The organism is Citrobacter enshiensis (genome assembly GCF_029338175.1).
Classification (GTDB): domain Bacteria; phylum Pseudomonadota; class Gammaproteobacteria; order Enterobacterales; family Enterobacteriaceae; genus Citrobacter_D; species Citrobacter_D enshiensis.
Genome location: NZ_CP119862.1, coordinates 3,531,391 through 3,555,075 on the forward strand (window position 1 = coordinate 3,531,391; position 23,685 = coordinate 3,555,075).

The 23,685-nt window shown below is 54.3% G+C and carries 21 protein-coding genes; 13 read left to right on the forward strand and 8 right to left on the reverse strand.

Annotated features, from left to right (window positions below; all coding sequences use genetic code 11):
- Positions 1–15 precede the first annotated feature (15 nt).
- Positions 16–786: an SDR family oxidoreductase gene (locus P2W74_RS16955; RefSeq protein ID WP_203358610.1), complete on the forward strand. Its 771-nt coding sequence runs from the start codon at positions 16–18 to the stop codon at positions 784–786.
- Positions 787–846: 60 nt separating this feature from the next.
- On the forward strand, positions 847–1,701 hold the full coding sequence (locus P2W74_RS16960; protein WP_276292528.1) for a co-chaperone YbbN: 855 nt from the start codon (positions 847–849) through the stop codon (positions 1,699–1,701).
- 37 nt (positions 1,702–1,738) lie between these two features.
- Here P2W74_RS16960 and fetB read toward each other — a convergent pair whose 3' ends face one another.
- Together fetB and fetA are read right to left on the reverse strand one after the other, a co-directional pair.
- The gene (gene fetB / locus P2W74_RS16965; protein WP_276292529.1) at positions 1,739–2,518 is read right to left on the reverse strand and encodes an iron efflux ABC transporter permease subunit FetB; all 780 of its coding nucleotides are present in this window, start codon (positions 2,516–2,518) and stop codon (positions 1,739–1,741) included.
- Positions 2,505–3,182: an iron efflux ABC transporter ATP-binding subunit FetA gene (fetA, locus tag P2W74_RS16970; RefSeq protein ID WP_276292530.1), complete on the reverse strand. Its 678-nt coding sequence runs from the start codon at positions 3,180–3,182 to the stop codon at positions 2,505–2,507. The genes fetB and fetA overlap by 14 nt, the downstream gene beginning before the upstream one ends.
- A 149-nt stretch (positions 3,183–3,331) precedes the next feature.
- Here fetA and P2W74_RS16975 point away from each other — a divergent pair, with 149 nt between their 5' ends.
- Genes P2W74_RS16975 through P2W74_RS16990 form a run of 4 tightly spaced genes read left to right on the forward strand, consistent with a single transcriptional unit; the run spans position 3,332 to position 7,572 of the window.
- The gene (locus P2W74_RS16975) at positions 3,332–4,249 is read left to right on the forward strand and encodes an SPFH domain-containing protein (RefSeq protein WP_203358614.1); all 918 of its coding nucleotides are present in this window, start codon (positions 3,332–3,334) and stop codon (positions 4,247–4,249) included.
- Entirely contained in the window at positions 4,246–4,710 is a 465-nt protein-coding gene (locus tag P2W74_RS16980) for an NfeD family protein (protein ID WP_203358615.1), read from the forward strand. The genes P2W74_RS16975 and P2W74_RS16980 overlap by 4 nt, the downstream gene beginning before the upstream one ends.
- Positions 4,711–4,732: 22 nt before the next feature.
- Positions 4,733–6,886 carry a hypothetical protein gene (locus P2W74_RS16985; protein ID WP_276292531.1) on the forward strand — a complete coding sequence of 718 codons (2,154 nt, stop codon included), beginning with the start codon at positions 4,733–4,735 and terminating at the stop codon, positions 6,884–6,886.
- Positions 6,856–7,572: a DUF3142 domain-containing protein gene (locus tag P2W74_RS16990; RefSeq protein ID WP_276292532.1), complete on the forward strand. Its 717-nt coding sequence runs from the start codon at positions 6,856–6,858 to the stop codon at positions 7,570–7,572. Before P2W74_RS16985 ends, P2W74_RS16990 begins: the two co-directional genes overlap by 31 nt.
- On the opposite strand, the gene cueR is transcribed toward P2W74_RS16990, so the two are convergent.
- Positions 7,569–7,979 carry a Cu(I)-responsive transcriptional regulator gene (gene cueR / locus P2W74_RS16995; RefSeq protein ID WP_271443319.1) on the reverse strand — a complete coding sequence of 137 codons (411 nt, stop codon included), beginning with the start codon at positions 7,977–7,979 and terminating at the stop codon, positions 7,569–7,571. The genes P2W74_RS16990 and cueR overlap by 4 nt on opposite strands.
- Positions 7,980–8,086: 107 nt before the next feature.
- On the opposite strand from cueR, the gene copA reads away from it, so the two are divergent.
- The 4 genes from copA (at position 8,087) to P2W74_RS17015 (ending at position 13,155) form a co-directional block, all read left to right on the forward strand.
- Positions 8,087–10,588, forward strand: coding sequence for a copper-exporting P-type ATPase CopA (gene copA, locus P2W74_RS17000; RefSeq protein ID WP_276292533.1), 2,502 nt, complete (start codon positions 8,087–8,089; stop codon positions 10,586–10,588).
- A gap of 102 nt (positions 10,589–10,690) precedes the next feature.
- Complete coding sequence (locus P2W74_RS17005; RefSeq protein WP_276292534.1) at positions 10,691–11,485, forward strand: TraB/GumN family protein; 795 nt, start codon at positions 10,691–10,693, stop codon at positions 11,483–11,485.
- Positions 11,486–11,685: 200 nt separating this feature from the next.
- Complete coding sequence (ybaK, locus tag P2W74_RS17010) at positions 11,686–12,165, forward strand: Cys-tRNA(Pro)/Cys-tRNA(Cys) deacylase YbaK (protein ID WP_276292535.1); 480 nt, start codon at positions 11,686–11,688, stop codon at positions 12,163–12,165.
- A 102-nt stretch (positions 12,166–12,267) separates the two neighbouring features.
- Positions 12,268–13,155 carry an AraC family transcriptional regulator gene (locus tag P2W74_RS17015; protein ID WP_276292536.1) on the forward strand — a complete coding sequence of 296 codons (888 nt, stop codon included), beginning with the start codon at positions 12,268–12,270 and terminating at the stop codon, positions 13,153–13,155.
- A 194-nt stretch (positions 13,156–13,349) separates the two neighbouring features.
- On the opposite strand, the gene ushA is transcribed toward P2W74_RS17015, so the two are convergent.
- Positions 13,350–15,002: a bifunctional UDP-sugar hydrolase/5'-nucleotidase UshA gene (gene ushA, locus P2W74_RS17020; protein WP_276292537.1), complete on the reverse strand. Its 1,653-nt coding sequence runs from the start codon at positions 15,000–15,002 to the stop codon at positions 13,350–13,352.
- 177 nt (positions 15,003–15,179) lie between these two features.
- Here ushA and P2W74_RS17025 point away from each other — a divergent pair, with 177 nt between their 5' ends.
- Together P2W74_RS17025 and ybaL are read left to right on the forward strand one after the other, a co-directional pair.
- Positions 15,180–16,400 (forward strand): MFS transporter, encoded by a 1,221-nt coding sequence (locus tag P2W74_RS17025; RefSeq protein ID WP_276292538.1) that lies wholly within the window; start codon positions 15,180–15,182, stop codon positions 16,398–16,400.
- A gap of 235 nt (positions 16,401–16,635) precedes the next feature.
- Complete coding sequence (ybaL, locus tag P2W74_RS17030) at positions 16,636–18,312, forward strand: YbaL family putative K(+) efflux transporter (protein WP_276292539.1); 1,677 nt, start codon at positions 16,636–16,638, stop codon at positions 18,310–18,312.
- A gap of 149 nt (positions 18,313–18,461) precedes the next feature.
- On the opposite strand, the gene P2W74_RS17035 is transcribed toward ybaL, so the two are convergent.
- The gene (locus tag P2W74_RS17035; protein ID WP_276292540.1) at positions 18,462–19,766 is read right to left on the reverse strand and encodes an inosine/guanosine kinase; all 1,305 of its coding nucleotides are present in this window, start codon (positions 19,764–19,766) and stop codon (positions 18,462–18,464) included.
- Between the two features lie 152 nt (positions 19,767–19,918).
- On the opposite strand from P2W74_RS17035, the gene aes reads away from it, so the two are divergent.
- The gene (gene aes / locus P2W74_RS17040) at positions 19,919–20,893 is read left to right on the forward strand and encodes an acetyl esterase (protein ID WP_276292541.1); all 975 of its coding nucleotides are present in this window, start codon (positions 19,919–19,921) and stop codon (positions 20,891–20,893) included.
- On the opposite strand, the gene hemH is transcribed toward aes, so the two are convergent.
- From hemH to P2W74_RS17055, 3 genes are all read right to left on the reverse strand, one after another.
- Positions 20,884–21,846, reverse strand: a complete 963-nt coding sequence (gene hemH / locus P2W74_RS17045; protein ID WP_276292542.1) for a ferrochelatase — start codon at positions 21,844–21,846, stop codon at positions 20,884–20,886. The two genes, aes and hemH, sit on opposite strands and share 10 nt — an antisense overlap.
- 118 nt (positions 21,847–21,964) lie before the next feature.
- Positions 21,965–22,609, reverse strand: a complete 645-nt coding sequence (gene adk / locus P2W74_RS17050) for an adenylate kinase (RefSeq protein ID WP_276292543.1) — start codon at positions 22,607–22,609, stop codon at positions 21,965–21,967.
- Between the two features lie 165 nt (positions 22,610–22,774).
- Positions 22,775–23,680 carry a glycyl-radical enzyme activating protein gene (locus P2W74_RS17055; protein WP_276292544.1) on the reverse strand — a complete coding sequence of 302 codons (906 nt, stop codon included), beginning with the start codon at positions 23,678–23,680 and terminating at the stop codon, positions 22,775–22,777.
- Positions 23,681–23,685 lie beyond the last annotated feature (5 nt).

Here is a 23,685-nt window from a genome sequence, read left to right on the forward strand (position 1 = left end):
CTGACAGGTAAAGTTATGCAAAAATCGGTCTTAATAACAGGATGTTCCAGCGGAATCGGTCTGGAAAGCGCCCTGGAACTCAAGCGCCAGGGTTTCCAAATCCTGGCGGGCTGCCGCAAACCCGAAGACGTCGCTCGCATGAACAGTATGGGCTTCACCGGTGTTCTGCTGGATCTGGATTCCCCCGAAAGCGTGGATTGCGCCGCCCAGGAAGTGCTCGCCCTGACCGATAATTGTTTGTATGGGATCTTTAATAATGCCGGTTATGGCGTTTATGGCCCGCTCTCAACCATCAGCCGCGAGCAGATGGAACAGCAGTTTTCTACCAATTTCTTCGGCGCACATCAGCTCACCATGCGTCTGCTGCCCGCCATGTTGCCGCACCGCGAAGGGCGCATTGTCATGACCTCCTCGGTGATGGGACTGATTTCCACGCCAGGTCGCGGCGCTTACGCGGCCAGCAAATACGCGCTGGAGGCCTGGTCAGACGCGCTGCGTATGGAACTGCGCCACACGGGGATCAAAGTCAGTCTGATCGAACCCGGCCCCATCCGCACCCGCTTCACAGAAAATGTTAACCAGACGCAAAATGACCAACCGGTAGAAAACCCCGGTATCGCCGCGCGTTTTACGCTGGGGCCGGAGGCCGTTGTCGCCAAAGTGCGCCACGCGTTTGAAAGCGATAAACCGAAATTACGCTACCCCGTTACGATGGTGACGTGGGCCGTCATGCTACTTAAACGCCTGCTGCCAGGGCGCATAATGGACAAAATTTTACAGGGGTGAGTTGAAGCACGCGTCTCAGCCCCCATGTAAAAGGAAATATAGACAAAAGAGAGCGACTCCATGTCCGTACAGAATATTGTTAACATTAACGAATCCAATTTGCAGCAGACCCTTGAACAGTCAATGACCACCCCGGTCCTGTTCTATTTCTGGTCTGAGCGTAGTCAGCACTGCCTGCAACTGACGCCCGTGCTGGAAAGCCTGGTTGCGCAATACAACGGTCAGTTTATTCTGGCGAAACTGGACTGTGACGCGGAACAGATGATCGCCTCCCAGTTTGGTCTGCGCGCCATCCCAACCGTTTATCTGTTTCAGAACGGTCAACCGGTGGATGGTTTCCAGGGACCGCAGCCAGAAGAAGTCATCCGCGCGCTGCTCGACAAAGTGCTGCCACGTGAAGAAGAGCTGAAAGCGCAGCAGGCGATGCAACTGATGCAGGAAGGCAACTACGCAGAGGCGCTGCCGCTGCTTAAAGACGCCTGGCAGCTCTCCAGCCAGAACAGCGAAATCGGTCTGCTGCTGGCGGAAACGCAAATTGCCCTCAACCGCTCTGAAGATGCCGAAGCGGTATTGAAGACCGTGCCATTGCAGGATCAGGACACCCGTTATCAGGGTCTGGTCGCACAAATTGAACTGCTGAAACAGGCAGCGGATACCCCGGAAATTCAGCATTTGCAGCAGCAGGTTGCAGAGCATCCGCAGGATGCCGCGCTGGCCGCGCAACTGGCGCTACAGCTGCATCAGGTGGGGCGTAATGAAGAAGCGCTGGAACTGTTGTTCAGCCATCTGAAGAAAGATCTCTCTGCCGCTGAGGGTCAGGCGCGTAAAACGTTCCAGGAAATTCTTGCGGCGCTGGGGACCGGCGACGCTCTGGCCTCAAAATACCGCCGCCAGCTGTATGCCCTGCTCTATTAATCAATAATGGCGGCGTAAGCCGCCATACGAGCGAACATCACGACTTCTTCAGTTGCGCCACGACCAGCTGGTGGCGCGAATTGTAAAACTTCCGGTAGGTTAAATAGCAGGCGATAATGGTCGACAGGCTGGCGGTTGAGAGCAGCATAAAGGTCACCATTATCTGATATTTAATCGCTTTCACCGGGTCGATACCGGCAAAAATAAGCCCCGACATCATCCCCGGTAAACTCACCAGGCCCACCGTTTTCGCTGAATCTATGGTCGGAATAAGCGACGCGCGAATGCTGTCGCGGATAAGTCCGGCAGACGCCATTTTCGGCGTTGCGCCCAGGCTTAGTTTTTCCTGAATCTGCTGTTGTTCACCCGTAAATCGCTGACCGAGATTGTTGTAACACAGACCGACGGCCACCATCGCGTTCCCCGCAATCATGCCGGAAATGGGGATCACCTGCATGGGTACAAATTCAATGGAGCCAGAAAGCACTAATACCGCCAGCGTTAATCCCGCGCCGGACGTAATAGCGATAAACGATGAGATAAAGGCTTTGTCGATATATTTACTGCGCTTTTGCGCGTTATACGCCGCATTAAAACAGATGAATAACACCATCAAAATGGTCAAAACGGCATGATTAACGCCGAATATGTATTTTAAGACATAACCCACAATGACAAGCTGGATCACCGCCCGGCAGATACTCCAGAGAATCTCTTTCTCCAGCGCCAGTTTTTCTTTGTGGCTAATCATTATCGCCACCACCACCAGCATCATCGCGAATGCCAGAGATTCATTCGTAATATTATGCTCGTTCATAGGTTGCTTCCTGCATTTCTCCGGCATGAGGCTGGAGTGTGATCACTTTATCCGCATGGTTTATCTCATCTTTATCGTGAGTGACCCATAACACACCGATATTTTTATCGCGGACATAATGATGGATAAGATCGTTCACATTGCGTTTATTGTGTTCATCCAACGCGCTGGTAATTTCATCCAGCAGCAGCACTTTAGGCAGAAACTGTAAGTTGCGGATTAAAGCGATCCGCTGTTTCTCACCCCCCGAAAGTTCGACAATACTCTTGGTCAGGATCTCTTGCGGTAATTCGACGCGCGCCAGATCGGCGGCAAATGCGTAAGGATCTGGACGTTGATGACGGATCTGCCACGGGAAAATCAGATTATCGTAAACCGTGTCGCCAAACAGCGCGGGCGTCTGAGCGCAATAAGAGACTTGCTGGCGATAGTGTTCGGGATTCAACGTGGTTATCTCGTCCCCGGCAAACACGATCTCGCCGTGGCTTGGGCTTATCAGCGATGCTACAATTTTTAGCAGCGTGCTCTTACCACATCCTGAAGGGCCGGTAATCAGCTTAAACTCCCCCGCTCTAAGATTAAAACTGATGTTATTCAGAATGTTGGTAGCTCCAGCCTGGTATCCCACCCTTTTTAGCTGGAGCAAAATGCTTTCTTCTTTCATTACACATCCGTTTTTCATGTTTCTGGCAAAAATGTAGTGTATCCCTCTAATGACCAGGAGGTAACTCACTATGATTAATCAGGTATAATTGATTAACAGAGACAATAAAAATCGTTTTTGACATGGACAACACTACAGGAGGTTTATCGATGCTTATCTTTATCCCGATTCTTATTTTCGTCGCACTGGTGATTGTCGGTGCTGGCGTCAAAATCGTTCCGCAAGGATACCAGTGGACCGTAGAGCGATTTGGTCGCTATACCAATACACTGCAGCCGGGTCTGAGTCTCGTGGTCCCGTTTATGGATCGCATTGGCCGAAAAATCAATATGATGGAACAGGTGCTCGATATTCCATCGCAGGAAGTCATCTCGAAAGATAACGCCAACGTTTCGATTGATGCGGTCTGCTTTATCCAGGTGATTGATGCGCCGAAAGCCGCGTATGAAGTCAGTAATCTGGAGCTGGCCATCATCAATCTGACCATGACGAACATCCGTACCGTGCTGGGCTCGATGGAGCTTGATGAAATGCTCTCCCAGCGCGACAACATCAATACCCGCCTGTTGCACATTGTTGATGAAGCCACCAACCCGTGGGGTATCAAAATTACCCGCATTGAAATCCGCGATGTTCGCCCGCCGGCGGAGTTGATCGACGCCATGAACGCGCAGATGAAAGCGGAACGTACCAAACGTGCCTATATCCTGGAAGCCGAAGGGATCCGCCAGGCGGAAATCGTCAAAGCTGAGGGTGAGAAACAGTCAAAAATTTTGATCGCCGAAGGTGACCGTCAGTCGGCATTTTTACAGGCAGAAGCCCGCGAACGCTCCGCCGAAGCGGAAGCCCGCGCCACGCAAATGGTTTCTGAGGCTATCGCCTCCGGGAACATTCAGGCCGTTAACTATTTCGTAGCGCAGAAATACACCGAAGCGCTGCAAAAAATTGGTTCGGCTAACAACAGTAAAGTGGTGATGATGCCGCTTGATGCCAGCAGTCTGATGGGCTCCATTGCCGGGATCACCGAACTGATTAAGGACAGCGCCAGCGAACGGAAAAACCCATGATTGAGATGATTCTGGTACATCCGCATCTTTTCTGGCTCAGCCTCGGCGGTCTGTTGCTGGCCGCTGAGATGCTCGGCGGTAACGGCTATCTGCTCTGGAGCGGCGTGGCAGCGGTGATCACCGGATTAACGGTCTGGCTCTTACCACTCGGTTGGGAGTGGCAGGGGACGCTGTTTTCTGTGTTAACCCTGCTGGCAGCGTGGTTCTGGTGGAAGTGGCTGACGCGGCATGTCGGTGAGAAAAAACCGTCAGACAGCCATCTCAATCAACGCGGACAACAACTGGTTGGGCGTCGGTTTATTCTGGACACTACGCTGGTCAACGGGCATGGTCACATGCGGGTCGGCGACAGCTCCTGGCCCGTCAGCGCCGATCAGGATCTCACTGCCGGTACGCATGTCGAAGTGATCGCTGTAGAAGGCATTACGTTGAAAATCAAATCGGTATTATCAGAACAATAATCATCAGGGAATAAATACTATTATGGCCAGGAAGACTCCCCTTACACTCGCCCTCTGCGCGCTGCTGGCGAGTGCGCCACAGGCATTCGCCTCTTTCGATATCGAAGACTGCACGTGGAGCAGCGAAAACTGCCTGCTGAAAGGCGTTCCCGTACTCACTCCCGGAAATGATACCCGTGACAACCTGCTGCGGTTATTCAGCGAAGCAAAGTCATTCGCACTCCCCGTGCAGTCGATGCCTGCGGATATCACCCGTTCCCGCGATTACTATTTTGCCTATCATCCGCAATGGGATGCGGTGAGCGCCCCCTCTGCGTCAACCGCGACATCCAGTGAGAACCCGACGCTGACTCAGCAGGCGACTGCGCTGCAACTCGATCCGGCGGAGATCGCGCGTCTGAGCGAAAACGACAGCGGACTGGAAAACCGCTACGTCTCGAATAGCAGCGACGGCGTGAGTCAATTTTTCACGGCGCTGATCAATGACGCTACGCTTACGCCGGAACAACGTCATGCGCTGGCGCAGGCGCGCATGGCAATCTGGGGTGGCGCCACAACCGGGCAGGTCTCTGAAGCGCTTGTAACGCTTCCGGCAGATTCCTCCGCCCTGCTGTACAAAACGTATCTGACCGGTGCCACCTATTTCTACACTGAAGACTACAAATCCGCAGAGCAGGATTTCACCGCCCTGGTGAACAGCAAAAATCCGTGGCTGGAAGAGACAGCGCAATACATGCTGATGCGCACGGCGCTGAACAAGAGTACCCAGCACAGTACCGGCGAATACGGCGATTTTGATATCAGCAAGGTAGACCAGCAGTTTGCAAACCAGGCGCAAGAAGCCGCACAGCGTTATCTGCAACGCTGGCCGCAAGGCCTGTATGCCGATTCGGCTCGCGGCATGCTGCGCCGTATCAACTGGTATCAGCAAGCGTGGCCACAACTGGCGGCATTGTATGAGCAGACATTCCAGCAGGCAAAAGATCCTGACGCACTGCGTCGTCTGGTGACCGAATACGATAACGTGTATGGCATGCGCTTCTACAACGCCCCGTTCACGGAAGCATTCCCTGATGCGCTACAGGTCAGTTACATCGAATTATTACGTGCGCTGCGCCCGAACAGCGACAAGAAACCAACGCTGACGCAAGCCTTCCTCGACAGCAGCAAACCGGCATTTGAGAAAGGTGGAAAAGCGCCGCTGTGGCGCAACCTGCAGCTCAATCTATGGATGGCGACGGGCAACTACGCCGCGATCGTTCAGGCCATCACCCCGGCAAAACAGCTCCCGGCCCATGATATTCTCGCCTTCAGTGAGCAGGTTCTGTACGGCGAAGCGCTGATGGGACAACAACAGTGGCAGGCGGCGCGTGATTTCTGGCAACAGTTGCTGAAACTCAGCCAGGATAACGAGCAGCAGCAGTATCTACAGGCAAAACTCGCCGCGACGCTGGTTTTCAACAATGAGATTAACGCGATTTTTGCCCCGCAAAGTCCGGTGACCAACCTGCGATTCCGCTCCCGGGTTCTGAAAACGCAGGCTCCGCTCGAACTGTTGCGCCAGCAGGCGCCCCAGGGAACGAATAATGAAGAACGCACCATCGCCCTGCACACGCTGCTGGTTCGCGATCTCACCGAAAACCGTTTTAGCGACTGGTTAACCGATATCAAACTGGTGAAGGCGATTACGCCGCCGGTCATCGGTGAGTCCTTCGACGATGTGAATCTGAGCGTCTTTGACTGGAATGGCAGCGCGGCTGATACCGGATACGTCTGTCGTGGCCTGAGCGAAACGGTAGGCGTCCTGAGCAAAAAAGCCAACGACGCGCATGCCCTCAACTGCCTTGGCGAATTTTTCCGCACCACGCAAACCCATGTCGACCTGTGGAAAGATGGCAGTGGTAATGACGTGCTGGAGGCAGCTATCGACCGCAAACATCCGTATGGCCAGTTTGATCGCCAGAGCTACTATCAGCAGGTTATCGCCTCACCGAAAGCGGAACCCGAGGATAAAAGCTACGCCCTCTACCGGGCCATCATGTGCTATTCGCCGTCCGGGATGAACGAGTGTGGCGGCGAAGAGATCGATAAGGTACAGCGCAAAGGCTGGTTCACGCAGTTGAAAACAGAGTATCCGGGTAGCCCGTGGGCACAAAAGCTCAAGTATTACTGGTAGTCGCACTGCTGACAGGTCAGTCGCAGGCGGCAGAGACGGTCAATGCCCGCGAACACCAGGCGTTCTGGCTGTGGTCTGGCGTGAAAGCCAGCGCTGACCTGAAAAATGCGCAAACGGTCTACCTGCATCAGGGCGAGGTACTGACACGCTCAGGCGAGGTGGTCTTTCAGCGCCTGGGATTGCCGGTGAGTCGTCTGACGTTTCCGACGATCTGGCTCACCGTGCGCTTTACGACGCTTGACGTGCCGGAGGCGATCCCGGCGCGGATTGTCCACCTGATGCAGCGCTGGCAAAAAACAGGCAACCAGGTCATCGGCTTGCAGGTCGATTTTGACGCCGCCACCCATCAACTGGCGGACTATGCGGTTTTTTTGCGTCAGTTGCGTCAACAGTTACCGCCCGAGTTTGCCCTTGGCGTGACCGGATTGCTGGACTGGGCGAAAACGGGCGATATCGACACCCTCAACGCACTGCCGGTGGATGAGCTGGTGGTGCAAAGCTATCAGGGGCGTCATACGGTCGACAACTACGCGCACTATTTGCCCGCGCTGCAGCGGCTGCGCATTCCCTTTAAGCTCGGGCTGGTGCAGAACGGGAGTTGGGACGCACAGGACGACGCGCAACTCAGGACCTCTGCCTGGTATCGCGGCACCGTGGTGTTTATGCTCAAACAGCCTGGCCGTTAAGCCTGAATTTTGTGGTGACAGCAGCCAGAAAGATTATCGATAATCGGGCACTCTGCGCTGTCGTCGCCAGGACAGGAATCCGCCAGCGCCAGCAGTTGCCCGCGCATCGCCTGTAGCTCGCTGATGTGCCGTTCAATTTCGGCGACTTTCTCCAGCGTCCGCTTTTTCACATCGGCGCTGTGCCGCCCCGGGTCGTTAAATAAATTCACCAGTTCGCCGCACTCTTCCAGGTTAAATCCCACCTGGCGCGCCTGACGTAATAACGTCAATTCATTCAGATGTTGCTGGGTGTACGTGCGATATCCATTTTCACTGCGCAGCGGCGGCGTCACCAGCCCTTTCTCTTCATAAAATCGAATCGCTTTACTGGTTAACCCGGTTTTTTTCGCCACATCGCTAATATTCACATTTCCCCCTTGACCTTACCCTTGATGGAAGGTTTAACCTTTATAACAGTTAGTCAATACGATTACTCAGGTCAATAAATATCTGACCATTTTAAAGGAGTTTTGTTATGTCTCAAACCATCGACCTGACCCTGGACGGCCTGTCCTGTGGTCACTGCGTCAAACGCGTAAAAGAGAGTCTTGAGCAGCGCCCGGACGTGGAACAGGCGGACGTCACCGTGACTGAAGCGCACGTCACCGGTAGCGCCAGCGCCGAAGCCCTGATCGAAACCATCAAACAAGCTGGCTATGGTGCGGAGTTAAGCCACCCAAAGGCTAAACCGCTGGCGGAGTCATCAACCCCGTCGGAAGCGCTGGCAGCGGTCCCTCCTGAGCTTCCGGCAGCAACGACCGATGATGACAGCCAACAACTGCTGTTAAGCGGCATGAGCTGCGCCAGCTGTGTTTCCCGGGTACAAAATGCGTTGCAAAACGTACCGGGCGTCACGCAGGCACGGGTAAACCTGGCGGAACGCACTGCGCTGGTGATGGGCAGCGCGTCCGCCGCAGATTTAGTGCAGGCGGTGGAAAAAGCTGGCTACGGCGCAGAAGCCATTGAAGATGACGCGAAACGCCGTGAACGCCAGCAGGAGACCGCCGTCGCCACCATGAAGCGCTTCCGCTGGCAGGCGATTGTCGCTCTGCTGGTTGGCGTACCGGTGATGGTCTGGGGGATGATCGGCGACAACATGATGGTCACCGCCGATAACCGCAGCCTGTGGCTCGCAATTGGTCTCGCCACCCTCGCCGTGATGGTCTTTGCGGGCGGCCATTTTTATCGCAGTGCGTGGAAGAGCCTGATGAACGGCGCCGCCACGATGGATACGCTGGTCGCACTCGGTACCGGGGTGGCCTGGCTCTACTCAATGAGCGTCAACCTGTGGCCGCAGTGGTTCCCGATGGAAGCGCGCCATCTCTATTATGAAGCGAGCGCGATGATCATCGGTCTGATTAACCTCGGACACATGCTGGAAGCGCGCGCCCGTCAGCGCTCTTCGAAGGCGCTGGAAAAACTTCTCGATTTAACGCCGCCGACGGCGCGCGTCGTCACCGAAGAGGGTGAAAAAAGCGTGCCACTGGCTGAGGTTCAGGCCGGTATGTTACTGCGACTGACCACCGGCGATCGCGTGCCGGTCGATGGTGAAATCACCCAGGGCGAAGCCTGGCTGGATGAAGCCATGCTCACCGGTGAACCGATCCCGCAACAGAAAGGCGAAGGTGACAACGTGCATGCCGGGACGGTCGTTCAGGACGGCAGCGTGCTGTTTCGCGCCAGCGCGGTCGGCAGCCACACCACCCTGTCGCGGATTATCCGCATGGTACGCCAGGCGCAGAGCAGCAAACCGGAAATCGGTCAGTTGGCCGATAAAATTTCTGCCGTCTTTGTGCCCGTCGTGGTGGTGATTGCGCTGGTCAGCGCCGCTATATGGTATTTCTTTGGCCCGGCGCCGCAAATTGTCTACACGCTGGTGATAGCCACCACCGTGCTGATTATCGCCTGTCCGTGTGCGCTGGGGCTGGCAACGCCGATGTCGATTATTTCCGGCGTGGGCCGCGCCGCTGAATTTGGCGTGCTGGTCCGGGATGCCGATGCCTTACAACGCGCCAGTACGCTGGATACGGTGGTCTTTGATAAAACCGGCACGCTGACCGAAGGGAAACCGCAGGTGGTGGCGATCAAAACCTTTGGCACAACAGATGAAGCCCAGGCGCTACGTCTGGCGGCGGCCCTTGAACAAGGCTCCAGCCACCCGCTGGCCCGCGCCATTCTGGAAAAAGCCGCAGAATCAACGCTGCCGCAGGTGAAGGGTTTCCGGACGCTGCGCGGTTTAGGCGTGAGTGGTGAAGCGGAGGGGCATACCCTGCTGCTGGGCAACCAGGCGCTGTTAAATGAACAGCAGGTGGATACCACCGAAATGGACGCAGAGATTTCAGCCCGTGCGTCACAGGGTTCAACCCCGGTGCTGCTGGCTATCGACGGCAAAGCGGCGGCACTGCTGGCGGTACGCGACCCCCTGCGCAGCGATAGCGTGGCGGCGCTCCAGCGTCTGCATCGTGCAGGCTACCGTCTGGTGATGTTAACCGGTGATAACCCGACGACCGCCAACGCGATTGCCAAAGAGGCGGGTATTGATGAGGTGATTGCGGGCGTCTTACCGGACGGCAAAGCCGATGCGATCAAGCGCCTGCAAAGTCAGGGGCGTCAGGTCGCCATGGTCGGCGATGGTATCAACGATGCACCGGCGCTGGCGCAGGCCGATGTAGGTATCGCGATGGGCGGCGGCAGCGATGTGGCCATTGAAACCGCAGCCATCACGTTGATGCGCCATAGTCTGATGGGGGTGGCGGATGCGCTTGCCATCTCGCGCGCCACGCTGCGTAACATGAAGCAGAACCTGCTGGGGGCGTTTATCTATAACAGTATCGGTATTCCGGTAGCCGCCGGTATTCTGTGGCCGCTCACCGGTACATTGCTCAACCCGGTCGTCGCCGGTGCGGCAATGGCGCTCTCTTCGATTACCGTGGTGAGCAATGCCAACCGTCTGTTACGGTTTAAACCGAAAGAGTAAATCTTTGCCGGATGGCGACGCCAAAGCAGCGCCATCCGGCAATTCACGCATTGCACCTTCCCGGACCACGCGCTAGCATGGAGCTCTACTAAGGGAGGTCGTATGGATCTGATGTACTGGGTAAAATCGTTCTGGCGCGCATTGCGCGGTAACCATTATACCTGGCCTGCCATCGACGTTGTCTTGCCCGGTAATCGTCATTTTCATCTGGTCGGCAGTATCCATATGGGCAGTCGCGATATGGCTCCCCTACCCGCCAAATTACTGAAAAAGCTCAGACAAGCCGATGCGTTGATCGTTGAAGCCGATGTCTCCGGCGACGATACCCCGTTTGTGAATCTCCCCACGTTTGCCGCGCTGGAAGAACGTATCAGCGAAGAGCAGTTGCGTCATCTGCATAAAGTCACCGATGAACTGGGGATCTCTGCGTCTCTCTTCTCAACCCAGCCGCTGTGGCAAATCGCCATGGTCTTACAGGCAACCCAGGCGCAACAGCTGGGATTGCGCGCAGAATATGGTATTGACTACCAATTACTGCAGGCAGCGAAGCAGGCACAAAAATCCATTATTGAACTGGAAGGGGCGGCCAGCCAGATAGCGCTCCTGTGCCAGTTGCCCGATAACGGTCTGGCGTTGCTGAACGATACGCTGGCACACTGGCACACCAACGCCAGATTACTGCAGCAGATGATGAGCTGGTGGCTGAAAACGCCGCCGCAAAATAACGATCTCACGCTGCCGAATACCTTCAGTCAGTCGTTATATGATGTGCTTATGCATCAGCGTAATATCGCCTGGCGGGATCAACTCAACGCCATGCCACCCGGCCAGTACGTCGTCGCGGTGGGGGCGCTGCATCTGTATGGAGAAGGGAATTTACCGGAACTGATGCGCTAAAAAAAATGGCCAATATCTCTATTGGCCCGTCAAAGAGGAATTTCATCTTTATTATTATGCCGGACTCAGGTCCGGATCTTCCGATTGTCGCTCAAAGTTGCTGCAACTGCCAATACCTATTGCGCAAGATTATACTATTTTTTCGTCCGCCCTCGGACGTATGCTGATGGCATATCACGTTTGTAGTAAGAAGGAACGTTATGACTCCCGCAGTTAAGTTACTCGAAAAGAACAAGATCCCGTTTAACATCCATACCTACGATCACGATCCGCATGAAACAAATTTTGGTGACGAAGTGGTGCGTAAATTAGGATTAAATGCCGATCAGGTTTACAAAACGCTGTTGGTTGCCATGAATGGCGACATGAAACAGCTGGCCGTTGCCGTCACACCGGTGGCCGGGCAGTTAGATTTGAAAAAGGTCGCCAAAGCGCTGGGCGCCAAAAAGGTCGATATGGCTGACCCGATGGTGGCGCAACGTACAACAGGATACCTGGTGGGCGGCATCAGTCCGCTGGGGCAAAAAAAACGGTTGCCGACGCTGATTGACGCACCCGCCCAGACGTTCGCCACTATTTATGTTTCAGGCGGCAAACGCGGACTGGACATTGAACTCGCGGCAGGCGATCTGGCGAAGATCCTCGATGCGAAATTTGCGGATATCGCCCGCCGGGATTGATAAACGCCCCCCTCCCGAAAAATACCTGCAGCCGAAAGAGCAATTTCAGTCAGGACACTAACATGCCTCTCAGGCAAAGTGAGTGTCCTGAAGGAGGGGAAAATGAGTAACGAAAAAACGGATCTTTACGCCAGACGCTTCGCTCAAGTGTTCGCATTTATCGAACAGCATCTGGATAGCCCTTTGACGGTTGAACAACTCAGTGAAGTCGCCTGCTTTTCACGGTTTCACTTTCACCGCCAGTTTAGTCTGTATTGCGGCATCAGCATCAGCCGCTATGTCATGCTGATGCGTCTGAAAAGAGCATCACTCCGGTTAATCAATAAATCGCAGGATAAGGTGATTGATATTGCTTTAGACGCCGGTTTTGAAAATCCGGAATCATTTTCCCGCGCCTTCAAAAACACTTTTGGCCTGACCCCAAGCCGCTTTCGCAAGGAACCGGTGTGGGTTGACTGGCAGATGCATTTCCAGTTTCCCGTACGGGAAATTCAGCAGAGGATGGAAAAGATGGACGTGAAAATCATTACCGTTGAACCGATAAAGGTGGCCGTGCTGGAACATTTCGGCGATCCGTTACGGATGAATAAGACCGTAGAATCATTTATTGAATGGCGCATCGCGTCCGGGCTGTCAGATTACACAACCCAGGGAACATATGGCGTACCCTATAGTGACCCGCTGACCACGCCAGGCGAAGATTTTCGCTTCGATGTGTGCGGTGAACTGAGTACCAAAGCTAACGACCATGTTCCGGCTAACCCGCAAGGCGTTATTTGCAAAACGCTGCCCGGCGGACGCTGCGCGGTGGTAAGGCATGTCGGAGCCTATGACCGAATCAGCGACAGCGTTTATTATTTATATCGCCAGTGGCTGCCGCAAAGCGGTGAGGAATTGCGTGATTTTCCGGTCTATTTCCGTTATTTACAACTCGACCAGCAGTTGCCGGAACATGAATTGCAGACAGATGTCTTATTGCCATTGAAATAAGCAAAATGCCCGGTGGCGGTTAAATTCGCCGATATCGCCCGCCGGGATTAAATGTTTTGCCGGATGACGACGCAAGCGTCTTATCCGGCCTACAGATTCATACCCGCTCCGTGATTGTTTTTTGCTGAATGGCAACCTACACGCTGTGCCCCCGTAGGCCGGATAAGCGCAAGCGCCATCCGGCACAACGGCCATTATTGCCAGCTCACTTCCCCTTTCGGTTCGTAAGTACTCGCATCCAGCGGTGAGTTCTGCTCAATGTACTGTTTGAGCACTTCCGCATCGATAAACCCAGTATTCACATAACCGGGTTTATTGTCGATTCGCGGATAGCCATCACCGCCGGTGGCGTTAAAACTCAGTGTCGCCATCCGGTAGGTTTTCGCCGGATCAACGGGTTCATCCTTGATTTTTAAATCATTGAGCTTGCCGTCCTTCGCCACAAAACTGACGTTGGCGAACTGCGGATAGGCCCCAGAGTCCGGCTTCATTTGCGCCACGGCGGTCAGATAATCAATCACCTCTTTCCCGCTCATGTCGGCATACACCACGATGTTGCCGAACGGTTGTACCTTCAGCACGCTTTTATAGGTGATATTGCCGCCTTCAATAGAATCACGAATACCGCCGCCGCTCATCACGCCAAAGTCAGCGCTGGTGCGCGCCATCTGCGCAGCGAGCAGAAGATGTCCCATGTTGGTCTGTACAAAACGGACTTTACTGCGATCGCCTTCAAGACGGCTATTCACACTGCCAATTTTCACATCCAGCTGCGCTTTGCCTTTATTCTGGAACGGCGTCAGCAAAGAGAGCATCTGTGGGTTCTCGACGATTTCCGGGGTGTAAAGTATGCGCTCACTTTTCCCGTTATCCCAGGTCACTTTCTTCTTCAGGTTGACGGGAATGAGTTGGTAGCCCACCATTTTCATCTCGCCGTTACGAAACTCAAAATCGGCCCGTCCGACGTATTTCCCCCACTCATGCGCCTGCACAATCCAGATGCCATTTTGTTTGTCCGGCGCGCAGGGCGTACCCGGCACATAATCAACCTGCTTTTTATTTTCCGCTGCCATACACACCGGATCTTGTGAGTGACCACCCACAATCATTGCCAGCGCCCCTGCAGGCAGACTGCGCGCCATTTCGACATCGCCCGGCGCGTTCGATCCGTGATTCCCGTTGTCATAGTGCCCCATGTGTGTGGTGGCGATAATGACATCCGGCTTTTCGTTGATCTGCAATTCCTGGATCACCACGTTGGCTTCTTCAGCAGGTTTGCGGAACTCGATGTCGGTGAAAAACTCCGGATTGCCAATTTTTGCCGTATCATCCGTGGTTAAACCGATAACGGCGATTTTCAGATCCTGTCGCTTAAAAATAGCCCACGGTTTGAACAGGCGTTCACCGGTGCTTTTCTGATAGATATTGGCAGAAAGAAAAGGAAATTTAGCCCACTTTTCCTGCTGGCGGAGGACGGTAAGCGGGTTATCAAATTCGTGGTTACCGACGGCCATCGCATCATAGCCAATCAGATTCATCCCCCGGAAATCCGGCTCCGCATCCTGCAGGTCAGACTCTGGAACGCCTGTGTTAATATCACCGCCAGAGAGCAGCAGCACGCTGCCGCCTTCCTCCGCCACCTCTTTACGAATGCCGTCCACCAGCGTTTTTTGTGCTGAAAGACCGTATTCACCGTATTCGCTACGCCAGAAGTGACCATGATGATCGTTGGTGTGCAGAACCGTTATTTTATAGGTTTTATCTTTCTCATAAGCCTGCGCAGGCTGGCTCGCCAGTGCGAACGCGGCGAACACGGCCAGCGCCACACCCTGCTTCAAAAATTTCATGCCTCTCTCCCTGACCCAATATCAACCGCTGAAATTACAATGATATGAAATAATAGCCGAAAATGTTTTCAGAATTGAGACTTCCTTCAAACACCATCCACAGGTATGTTAGTCAGGTAATAATTACAACGCAGACTATCTCCAACATCGCAACCAAAACAACAGAAGTGACGTTCTATGGCAATGAGTGAACCAACCCAGCCGTTAACGAGCGCGTCTGCGCCCGTTGCTCAGGCACGCACGTCGTTTGGCATTTTAGGTGCCATCAGCCTTTCCCACTTGCTGAACGATATGATTCAGTCGCTGATCCTGGCGATTTATCCGCTATTGCAGTCCGAATTCTCGCTGACCTTTATGCAGATTGGGATGATCACCCTCACCTTCCAGTTAGCCTCATCGCTACTCCAGCCGGTGGTCGGTTACTGGACGGACAAATATCCCATGCCGTGGTCGCTGCCGATTGGAATGTGTTTCACGTTGAGCGGTCTGGTATTACTGGCGATGGCCGGCAGTTTTGGCGCGGTACTGTTAGCGGCGGCGCTGGTCGGCATCGGTTCATCGGTGTTTCATCCGGAATCCTCCCGCGTGGCGCGTATGGCGTCAGGCGGACGCCACGGCCTCGCGCAGTCGATCTTCCAGGTGGGGGGTAATTTTGGCAGCTCCCTTGGCCCCTTGCTGGCTGCGATTATCATCGCGCCCTATGGCAAAGGTAATGTGGCCTGGTTTGTGCTGGCCGCACTGCTGGCGATTGTGGTGCTGGCGCAGATAAGCCGCTGGTATGCCGCGCAGCATCGGATGAGTAAAGGAAAACCCAAAGCGGCGATTATCAATCCGCTCCCGCGCAACAAAGTGGTGCTCGCCGTTTGCATCCTGTTAATCCTGATATTCTCCAAATACTTCTATATGGCGAGCATCAGCAGCTATTACACCTTTTATCTGATGCAAAAATTCGGATTATCGGTACAAAATGCGCAAATACATCTGTTTGCCTTCCTGTTTGCCGTTGCAGCAGGAACGGTGATTGGCGGGCCTTTGGGTGACAAGATCGGCAGAAAATATGTTATTTGGGGTTCTATTCTTGGGGTTGCGCCTTTTACCCTCGTTTTGCCCTATGCAACTCTCTACTGGACGGGCATTTTAACCGTGATCATTGGTTTTATCCTCGCCTCTGCGTTTTCTGCCATCCTGGTCTATGCTCAGGAGCTGCTTCCGGGTCGTATCGGCATGGTTTCCGGTCTGTTTTTCGGTTTTGCCTTTGGTATGGGCGGCCTTGGCGCTGCCGTGTTAGGGCTGGTTGCCGACCATACCAGTATCGATTTGGTCTACAAAATCTGTGCTTTCCTGCCACTTCTGGGGATACTGACCATATTCTTACCTGATAACCGACATAAAGCGTGATTTTCCTGCGGCCAAAGGCAAACTTTGGCCGCCATCACTTCCAGTTACCATAAGCCTTTGCTCTTCATAGCCCCCCTTTGTTTTCCGATCCGTGCGTTTTTCTGTCTAAATTCCATTTTTCATCAAATTTCAACAATTATTCATAAACATAAACATCGAAATTGTCATAAACTATTACCTGGAATTTTGGTTTCCAGGCCAAAAATGGATCAACGCAACCCAGAAAGGAGACGGAATGCATCACGCCACCCCGCTTATCACCACCATTGTAGGTGGCCTTGTGCTCGCTTTTATATTCGGCATGCTTGCCAATAAACTGCGTATTTCTCCTCTGGTGGGATATCTGTTAGCGGGCGTACTGGCCGGTCCTTTTACTCCTGGTTTTGTGGCTGATACTAAACTTGCGCCTGAACTGGCGGAACTTGGCGTTATCCTGCTGATGTTCGGCGTGGGGTTGCACTTCTCTCTGAAGGATTTGATGGCGGTAAAGGCCATCGCCATTCCCGGTGCGATCGCCCAGATAGCCGTGGCGACGTTACTGGGTATGGCGCTTTCCGCAATGCTGGGCTGGTCGCCGATGACCGGTATCGTCTTTGGGTTATGTCTTTCCACCGCCAGTACCGTGGTACTGTTGCGGGCGCTTGAAGAGCGACAGCTTATCGACAGCCAGCGGGGGCAAATCGCCATTGGCTGGCTGATTGTTGAAGATCTGGTGATGGTGCTGACGCTGGTTCTGCTGCCCGCCGTTGCCGGTATGATGGAAAAGGACAACGTCGGTTTTGCGTCACTGGCGGTCGACATGGGCATTACCATCGGTAAAGTGGTCGCGTTTATCGCGATTATGATGCTGGTCGGGCGTCGTCTGGTGCCGTGGATTATGGCGCGTAGCGCAGCGACAGGCTCAAGGGAGTTGTTTACCCTCTCTGTGCTGGCGCTGGCGCTGGGGATCGCGTTTGGCGCGGTCGAACTGTTTGACGTCTCCTTTGCGCTGGGGGCTTTCTTCGCCGGGATGGTGCTGAACGAGTCGGAACTGAGCCACCGTGCGGCGCATGACACGCTGCCGCTGCGTGATGCGTTTGCCGTACTGTTCTTTGTTTCCGTCGGCATGTTGTTTGATCCACTGATTCTGATTCAACAACCGCTGGCCGTTCTGGCGACGCTGGCGATCATTATTTTCGGTAAATCCGTCGCCGCCTTTTTCCTCGTGCGCCTGTTTGGCCACTCGCAGCGTACCGCATTAACCATCGCCACCAGCCTGGCGCAAATCGGTGAGTTTGCGTTTATTCTGGCAGGGCTGGGGATGGCGCTGAATCTGCTGCCGCAAGCCGGGCAGAATCTTGTTCTGGCGGGGGCGATCCTCTCCATTATGCTCAATCCGGTGCTGTTTGCGCTGCTGGAAAAATATCTCGCGAAAACCGAAACCCTCGAAGAGCAAACGCTGGAAGAGGCCATCGAAGAAGAGAAGCAGATCCCGGTGGATATCTGCAACCACGCGCTACTGGTCGGTTTTGGCCGCGTCGGTAGCCTGCTGGGCGAGAAGTTAATGGCGGCCGGTATTCCGCTGGTGGTCATCGAAACCTCACGTACCCGTGTCGATGAACTGCGTGAACGTGGAATTCGTGCCGTATTAGGCAACGCCGCCAATGAAGAGATCATGAGTCTGGCGCATCTGGACTGCGCCCGCTGGCTGCTCCTGACCATTCCAAACGGTTATGAAGCCGGTGAGATTGTCGCGTCCGCGCGCGAAAAATGCCCGGATATCGAAATTATCGCCCGCGCCCATTATGACGATGAAGTGGAATACATTACCGAACGGGGTGCGAATCAGGTGGTCATGGGCGAACGAGAAATCGCGCGCACCATGCTGGAACTGCTGGAAACACCACCCGCAGGCGAAGTGGTGACGGGATAACGTTGTTATTTGCCTGATGGCGACGCAGATGCGTCTTATCAGGCCTATATGCTTGTCCGTTAGCGCAATATTGCCGGATGGCGGCGAAAACGCCTTATCCGGCCTACGTGGCTGCATGCTTGCCCGATAGCGCCATCGGGCAAACAACATTAACGCTCCCAGTATGCCTCTTCGAGACTATCCTCACGCTCCGGCAGACCGCGTGTTAAGCGTGGCGAATGCTGGTTCAGTACCTGATAGCTCACGCGGTTGGCATATTTACACACCTGCGCTAACGACGAATAGGTCAGCCAGCTAAATTGGTGTTTGCTGGAATTCGGCACGCTGGCGCGGTGATAGCTGTTGGCGGTGATATCGTGCAACAACGCCGCCAGCGCGCCATCGCCCGCTCCATTGGTGTTCATGATTTTTTCCGGCCCCCCCATGTACGGCGCAATATGCGAATAAATACGCAGCGGGGTAATGCAATCTTTGTGGCGCAATGCACGGCTAAACTCGTACTGGTTAAACTCGGCAATCGCACCTGGCAGCAGCGGATGCTGCGTTTTGCGCTTGACTGAATCTTCCGTAAAACCGGCCATATACAGACCAACCGGACCGGCGGTGCAGAGCACTAAATCCACCCAATCCAACGCTTTATCGGATGCCAGCAGCGGATCGTTTTCCCCGGTCAGCGCCTGCGCTTCTTCTTCGTTCATCGCCAGTATCGAGACATTCTCTTTCAGGAATGCCTGCCACCACTGTGGATTGTCGGCAATGACGAACTTGGTCCCCAGGGTCAGCACCACCGGGACATCGTACTTTTTGGCGTATTCAATCGCCTTCATGGTGGCTTCCGGCATCGGCTCACCCGGTTTGCAGCGCACCAGATAGGAGGTCAGCACCAGCGCGGAGGCGCCGGCAATCACCGACTCCGGAATGCTGTCCGCATGCAGTTGGTTCATGTATCCAGGGCTTATCGCAAAAGTGCGTTCGCCGGACTCGCCAATCAATGTAAAGCAACGACCAATCGGGCCATCAACGCCCTGCAAATAGTTCAGGTCGGTACGGCTGGAGGTATTGCACAAATAGCGATAGGCATAGCCGCCAATCTCGATATTGCGGCACATCACGCCAAGCAGAACGGAACGGTCATCGGCCAGCACCGAGTAGTTGTGCATGGTATTGCCGATGGTGCCACCCGCAAATTGATGGGTGATCAAATTCTCGCGTACCAGTTCCTGATACAGCGCTTCCGCAACATCATCTTCAATGACCAGCGAATGTCCGGCACTCAATCCATAACGTTGTACAAAGTCGTCATCGACTTTGGCTTCAATGTCCACCAGGGTCTGATCGATACCCACGACCCATGACGCGTTGGTCTCGTTTTCGGGTTGAATTTGTTGCAGCAGGAGATCGCGCGCATTAACGGGGAAATAGTGTTTGGATTTGCGTTTACCGGGAAATTTCATGGTCGTTTTTACGGGTGGCTAACGGAGCGAAGAATGGTAGCACATTCCCTCCTCATCGCGCGACGTGAGGCAGAGTTTCAATATCGGACGACGGGATCGCAGTTTATCGGGTGACAATTTCTACAATGGGTTCCTTTCACAAGGAGCGTTTTATGAAACCGGAAAATAAAATCCCCGTCCTCGAGCGCATTTCAGCGGAAATGAACGTCGTGGCGAACTTTCAGCAAGAAAACCTGCCGCCCTGGCCCGTTGATGGCGATATCAACGCTCAACGCCAACACTACACCCGTGAACGGCAGTTCTGGAACGCCGATGCGCCAGAAATGAACACCCGAGAGTGCGCCGTTCCGACCCCGTTTGGGGCGATCGCCACACGCCTTTACTACCCGCAGCGCGAGAGCAAAGCCACCCTGTTTTACCTGCACGGCGGTGGGTTTATTCTCGGCAATCTGGACACCCATGACCGGATTATGCGGCTCCTGGCGCGTTACACCCAGTGTACGGTCATTGGCATTGATTACACCCTGTCTCCGGAAGCCCGGTTCCCGCAGGCGATTGAAGAAACCGCAGCCGTCTGTCAGTTCTTCCATCAACACGCAGACGCGTTCTCACTCAACATGCAGAAAATCGGTTTTGCCGGAGATTCCGCAGGCGCCATGCTGTCGCTCGCCAGTGCGCTTTGGTTGCGCGACAGGCACATTGTCTGCGGTAAGGTGGTCGGGGTTCTGCTCTGGTACGGGCTGTATGGATTGCAGGATTCGGTCAGCCGCCGGTTGTTTGGCGGCGACTGGGACGGGTTAACCCGTCAGGATCTGCAGAGTTATGAACAGGCGTATCTGCGTGACGCAGAAGATCGCGAGTCGCCGTACTACTGCCTGTTTAACAACGACCTGACGCGGGATGTGCCGCCCTGCTTTATTGCCGGAGCGGAGTTTGATCCCTTAATTGATGACAGCCGTCTGCTGCACCAGACGTTACAGGCGCATCAGCAGCCTTGCGAATACAAAATGTACCCCGGTACGCTCCACGCCTTCCTGCACTACTCGCGGATGATGAAAGCCGCCGATGATGCTCTGCGCGATGGCGCACACTATTTCATGCAGCAACTGGATGACGCTCAGCGATAAGCCGCCGTCAGTTTCACCATCATTTCGATATGTTCTGGCGCATCGTTAAGCGCCGGAATATATTCATATTTTTTGCCGCCTGCCTCGAGGAAGACCTCTTTATTCTGCACCGCAATTTCTTCCAGCGTCTCCAGACAGTCTGCTGAAAATCCCGGGCACATGACCTGAATATGCCCCACGCCCTTTTCAGCCAGCATTTTCAGCGTCTCGTCGGTGTACGGCGTCAACCACGGTTCACGTCCAAAGCGAGACTGGAAAGTCATCATCACTTTTTCAGGCGCGACGCCGAGCGCAGAAACCAGTTCGCGGGTGGTGTCACGACAACGCTGGGGGTAATCGTCACCTTCATCGGCGTAACGCTGGGGGATACCGTGATAAGAGAGCAGCAGTAAATCCGGCTCGCCATGCTGTGCAAAAGAGGCGCGCGCACTGTTGGCCAGAGCCTCGATATACGCGCTGTCGTCGGCATAATCGCGAATCAAAGAGATCGCCGGTATACGCCGTTTCCCCGCCAGAATACGCGCCAGTTCATCCCAGACTGCGGCGACCGTCGAGCAGGAGTATTGCGGGTAAAGCGGCAAGACCACTATGTTTTCCACATTATTGGCCAGCAGTTCGTCAACCGCGCTTTCCAGTGAGGGCGAACCGTAACTCATCCCCAATGCGACAGGCGTGTCAGGAAGTCGTTCGGCCAGCGCCTGCTGTTGCCTGCGGCTGTAAACCATCAGCGGAGAGCCCTCTTCCAGCCAGACAGACTGGTAGAGTTTCGCCACGCGCGGTGCACGCAGCGGCAAAATCACGCCGCGCAGCAGCGGCCACCATAACAGCCGGGGGGTATCGACTACGCGTTTGTCGCTTAAAAATTGCTTTAAATAGCGTTTGACCGCTTCAGGCGTTGGGGCATCGGGAGTGCCAAGGTTAGCCAGTAGAATACCGGTTTTCGTCTGACGCATTACCGCCTCTTGTCCATTCATATTGCGGAGAATTGTAGCGGAAAAGTGAGGAAGAAGAACTAATTGCTGTGAGAGGTATAAAAATTCACCCGGCGGATGCCGGGTGAAGATATGGCGATTAACCGAGGATTTTTTCCAGGTCGGCACGCACGGAAGCCACGGCCTGAGTACCGTCAACTTTCGCGTATTGGGTGTTACCCGCTTCGGCTTCTTTCTGGTAGTAACCAATCAGCGGCGCGGTCATCTGATGGTATTCGACCAGACGCTTACGTACGGTTTCTTCCTGGTCGTCTTTACGCGTGGTCAGCTCGTCGCCGGTCACATCGTCTTTACCTTCCACTTTTGGCGGATTGAATTTGACGTGGTATACACGGCCAGATGCCGCGTGAACACGACGACCCACGATGCGATCAACAATCAGCTCGTCCGGTACGGCAAATTCGAGAACATAATCGACCACGATGCCCGCGTCTTTCATGGCGTCAGCCTGCGGAATCGTGCGAGGGAAACCGTCGAGCAGGAAACCATTGCGGCAGTCTTCCTGGGCGATGCGTTCTTTCACCAGTGCAATAACCAGCTCATCGGTCACCAGTTTACCGGCGTCCATGATGTCTTTTGCTTGTTTGCCCAGCTCGGAACCCGACTTCACTGCGGCACGCAGCATGTCACCTGTGGAGATTTGCGGAATACCATACTTCTCCATGATGAACTGAGCCTGAGTGCCTTTACCCGCGCCCGGAGCGCCAAGCAGAATGATACGCATTACGAAAATCCCCTTAAAGGTTGTCGATATTTTTTAAAAAGCGCTAAACGATACCACCATCACGCAATTGGCTCAAGAAAGGCGCCTTCCGCTGAAACGGTTAACAGTAGGATATCGTGAAATATTTTGAATCACGCCTTTTAAATCCTGTGTACATTCTCACCTCTACCCCCGACGCACCGCTTTTCCGCCCTCTTGATTCAGAACGTCCAGTGCTTTCGCCACGGTCGCGTCGTCCGGTACGGCAATCGTGCAAACCGGGATCTGCCCCAGCTCACGATGTTTCGCCATGCCTAAATTATGGTATGGCAGTATTTCGGCATGCAGGATCGCGTCGTAACGGGCGGTGATAGCGCGGATCGCGGCAAGATGCTCGTCATTGAAGTTATACCCCGGAATGAGCGGACAGCGCAGGACAACCTTTGCGCCAATCTCATTGAGCGTTTCCAGCGTCGTCTCCACCACGCGTTTGGCGATACCGGTATGCGATTTATGCGCACGCACATCGGTCACTTTATAATCGAGCAGAAAAAGATCCACCCAGGGGGCTATCTCGCGATAGCGCTCAGGGCGCGACGCACCGTTGGTTTCAATACAGACGTGCAAACCCGCGGCTTTCGCCGCTTTTGCAAGGGCTAACGCAAAGGGGAACTGGAACATCGCCTCTCCCCCGGATAACGTTATTCCGCCCCCCGTTTTCTCAAAGTAGGGCTTATCCTTGATGACCTCGGCGATGATATCGTCAACATCCCGGGTCTGACCGTAGATTTTAAGCGCTTGCGCGGGGCACGCCTCAACGCAGCGTCCGCACGCCTGACAGGCAGAGTAGTCAATCTCATGCCGCCCTTGTGCAAACTGGTGGCAACCGTGCGGGCAAACCTCAGCACATCGCTGACATTGCAGGCACTTATGCTCCATAAACGCCAGTTGCTTTTCCGCTCTCAGCGATTCTGGGTTGTGGCACCAGACGCAGCGCATCTGGCAGCCTTTCAGAAATACCGTGGTGCGGATCCCTGGCCCATCGTGGAGAGAAAATTTCTGAATATCAAAAATCGTGCCCGTCTCGCTCATCGCGC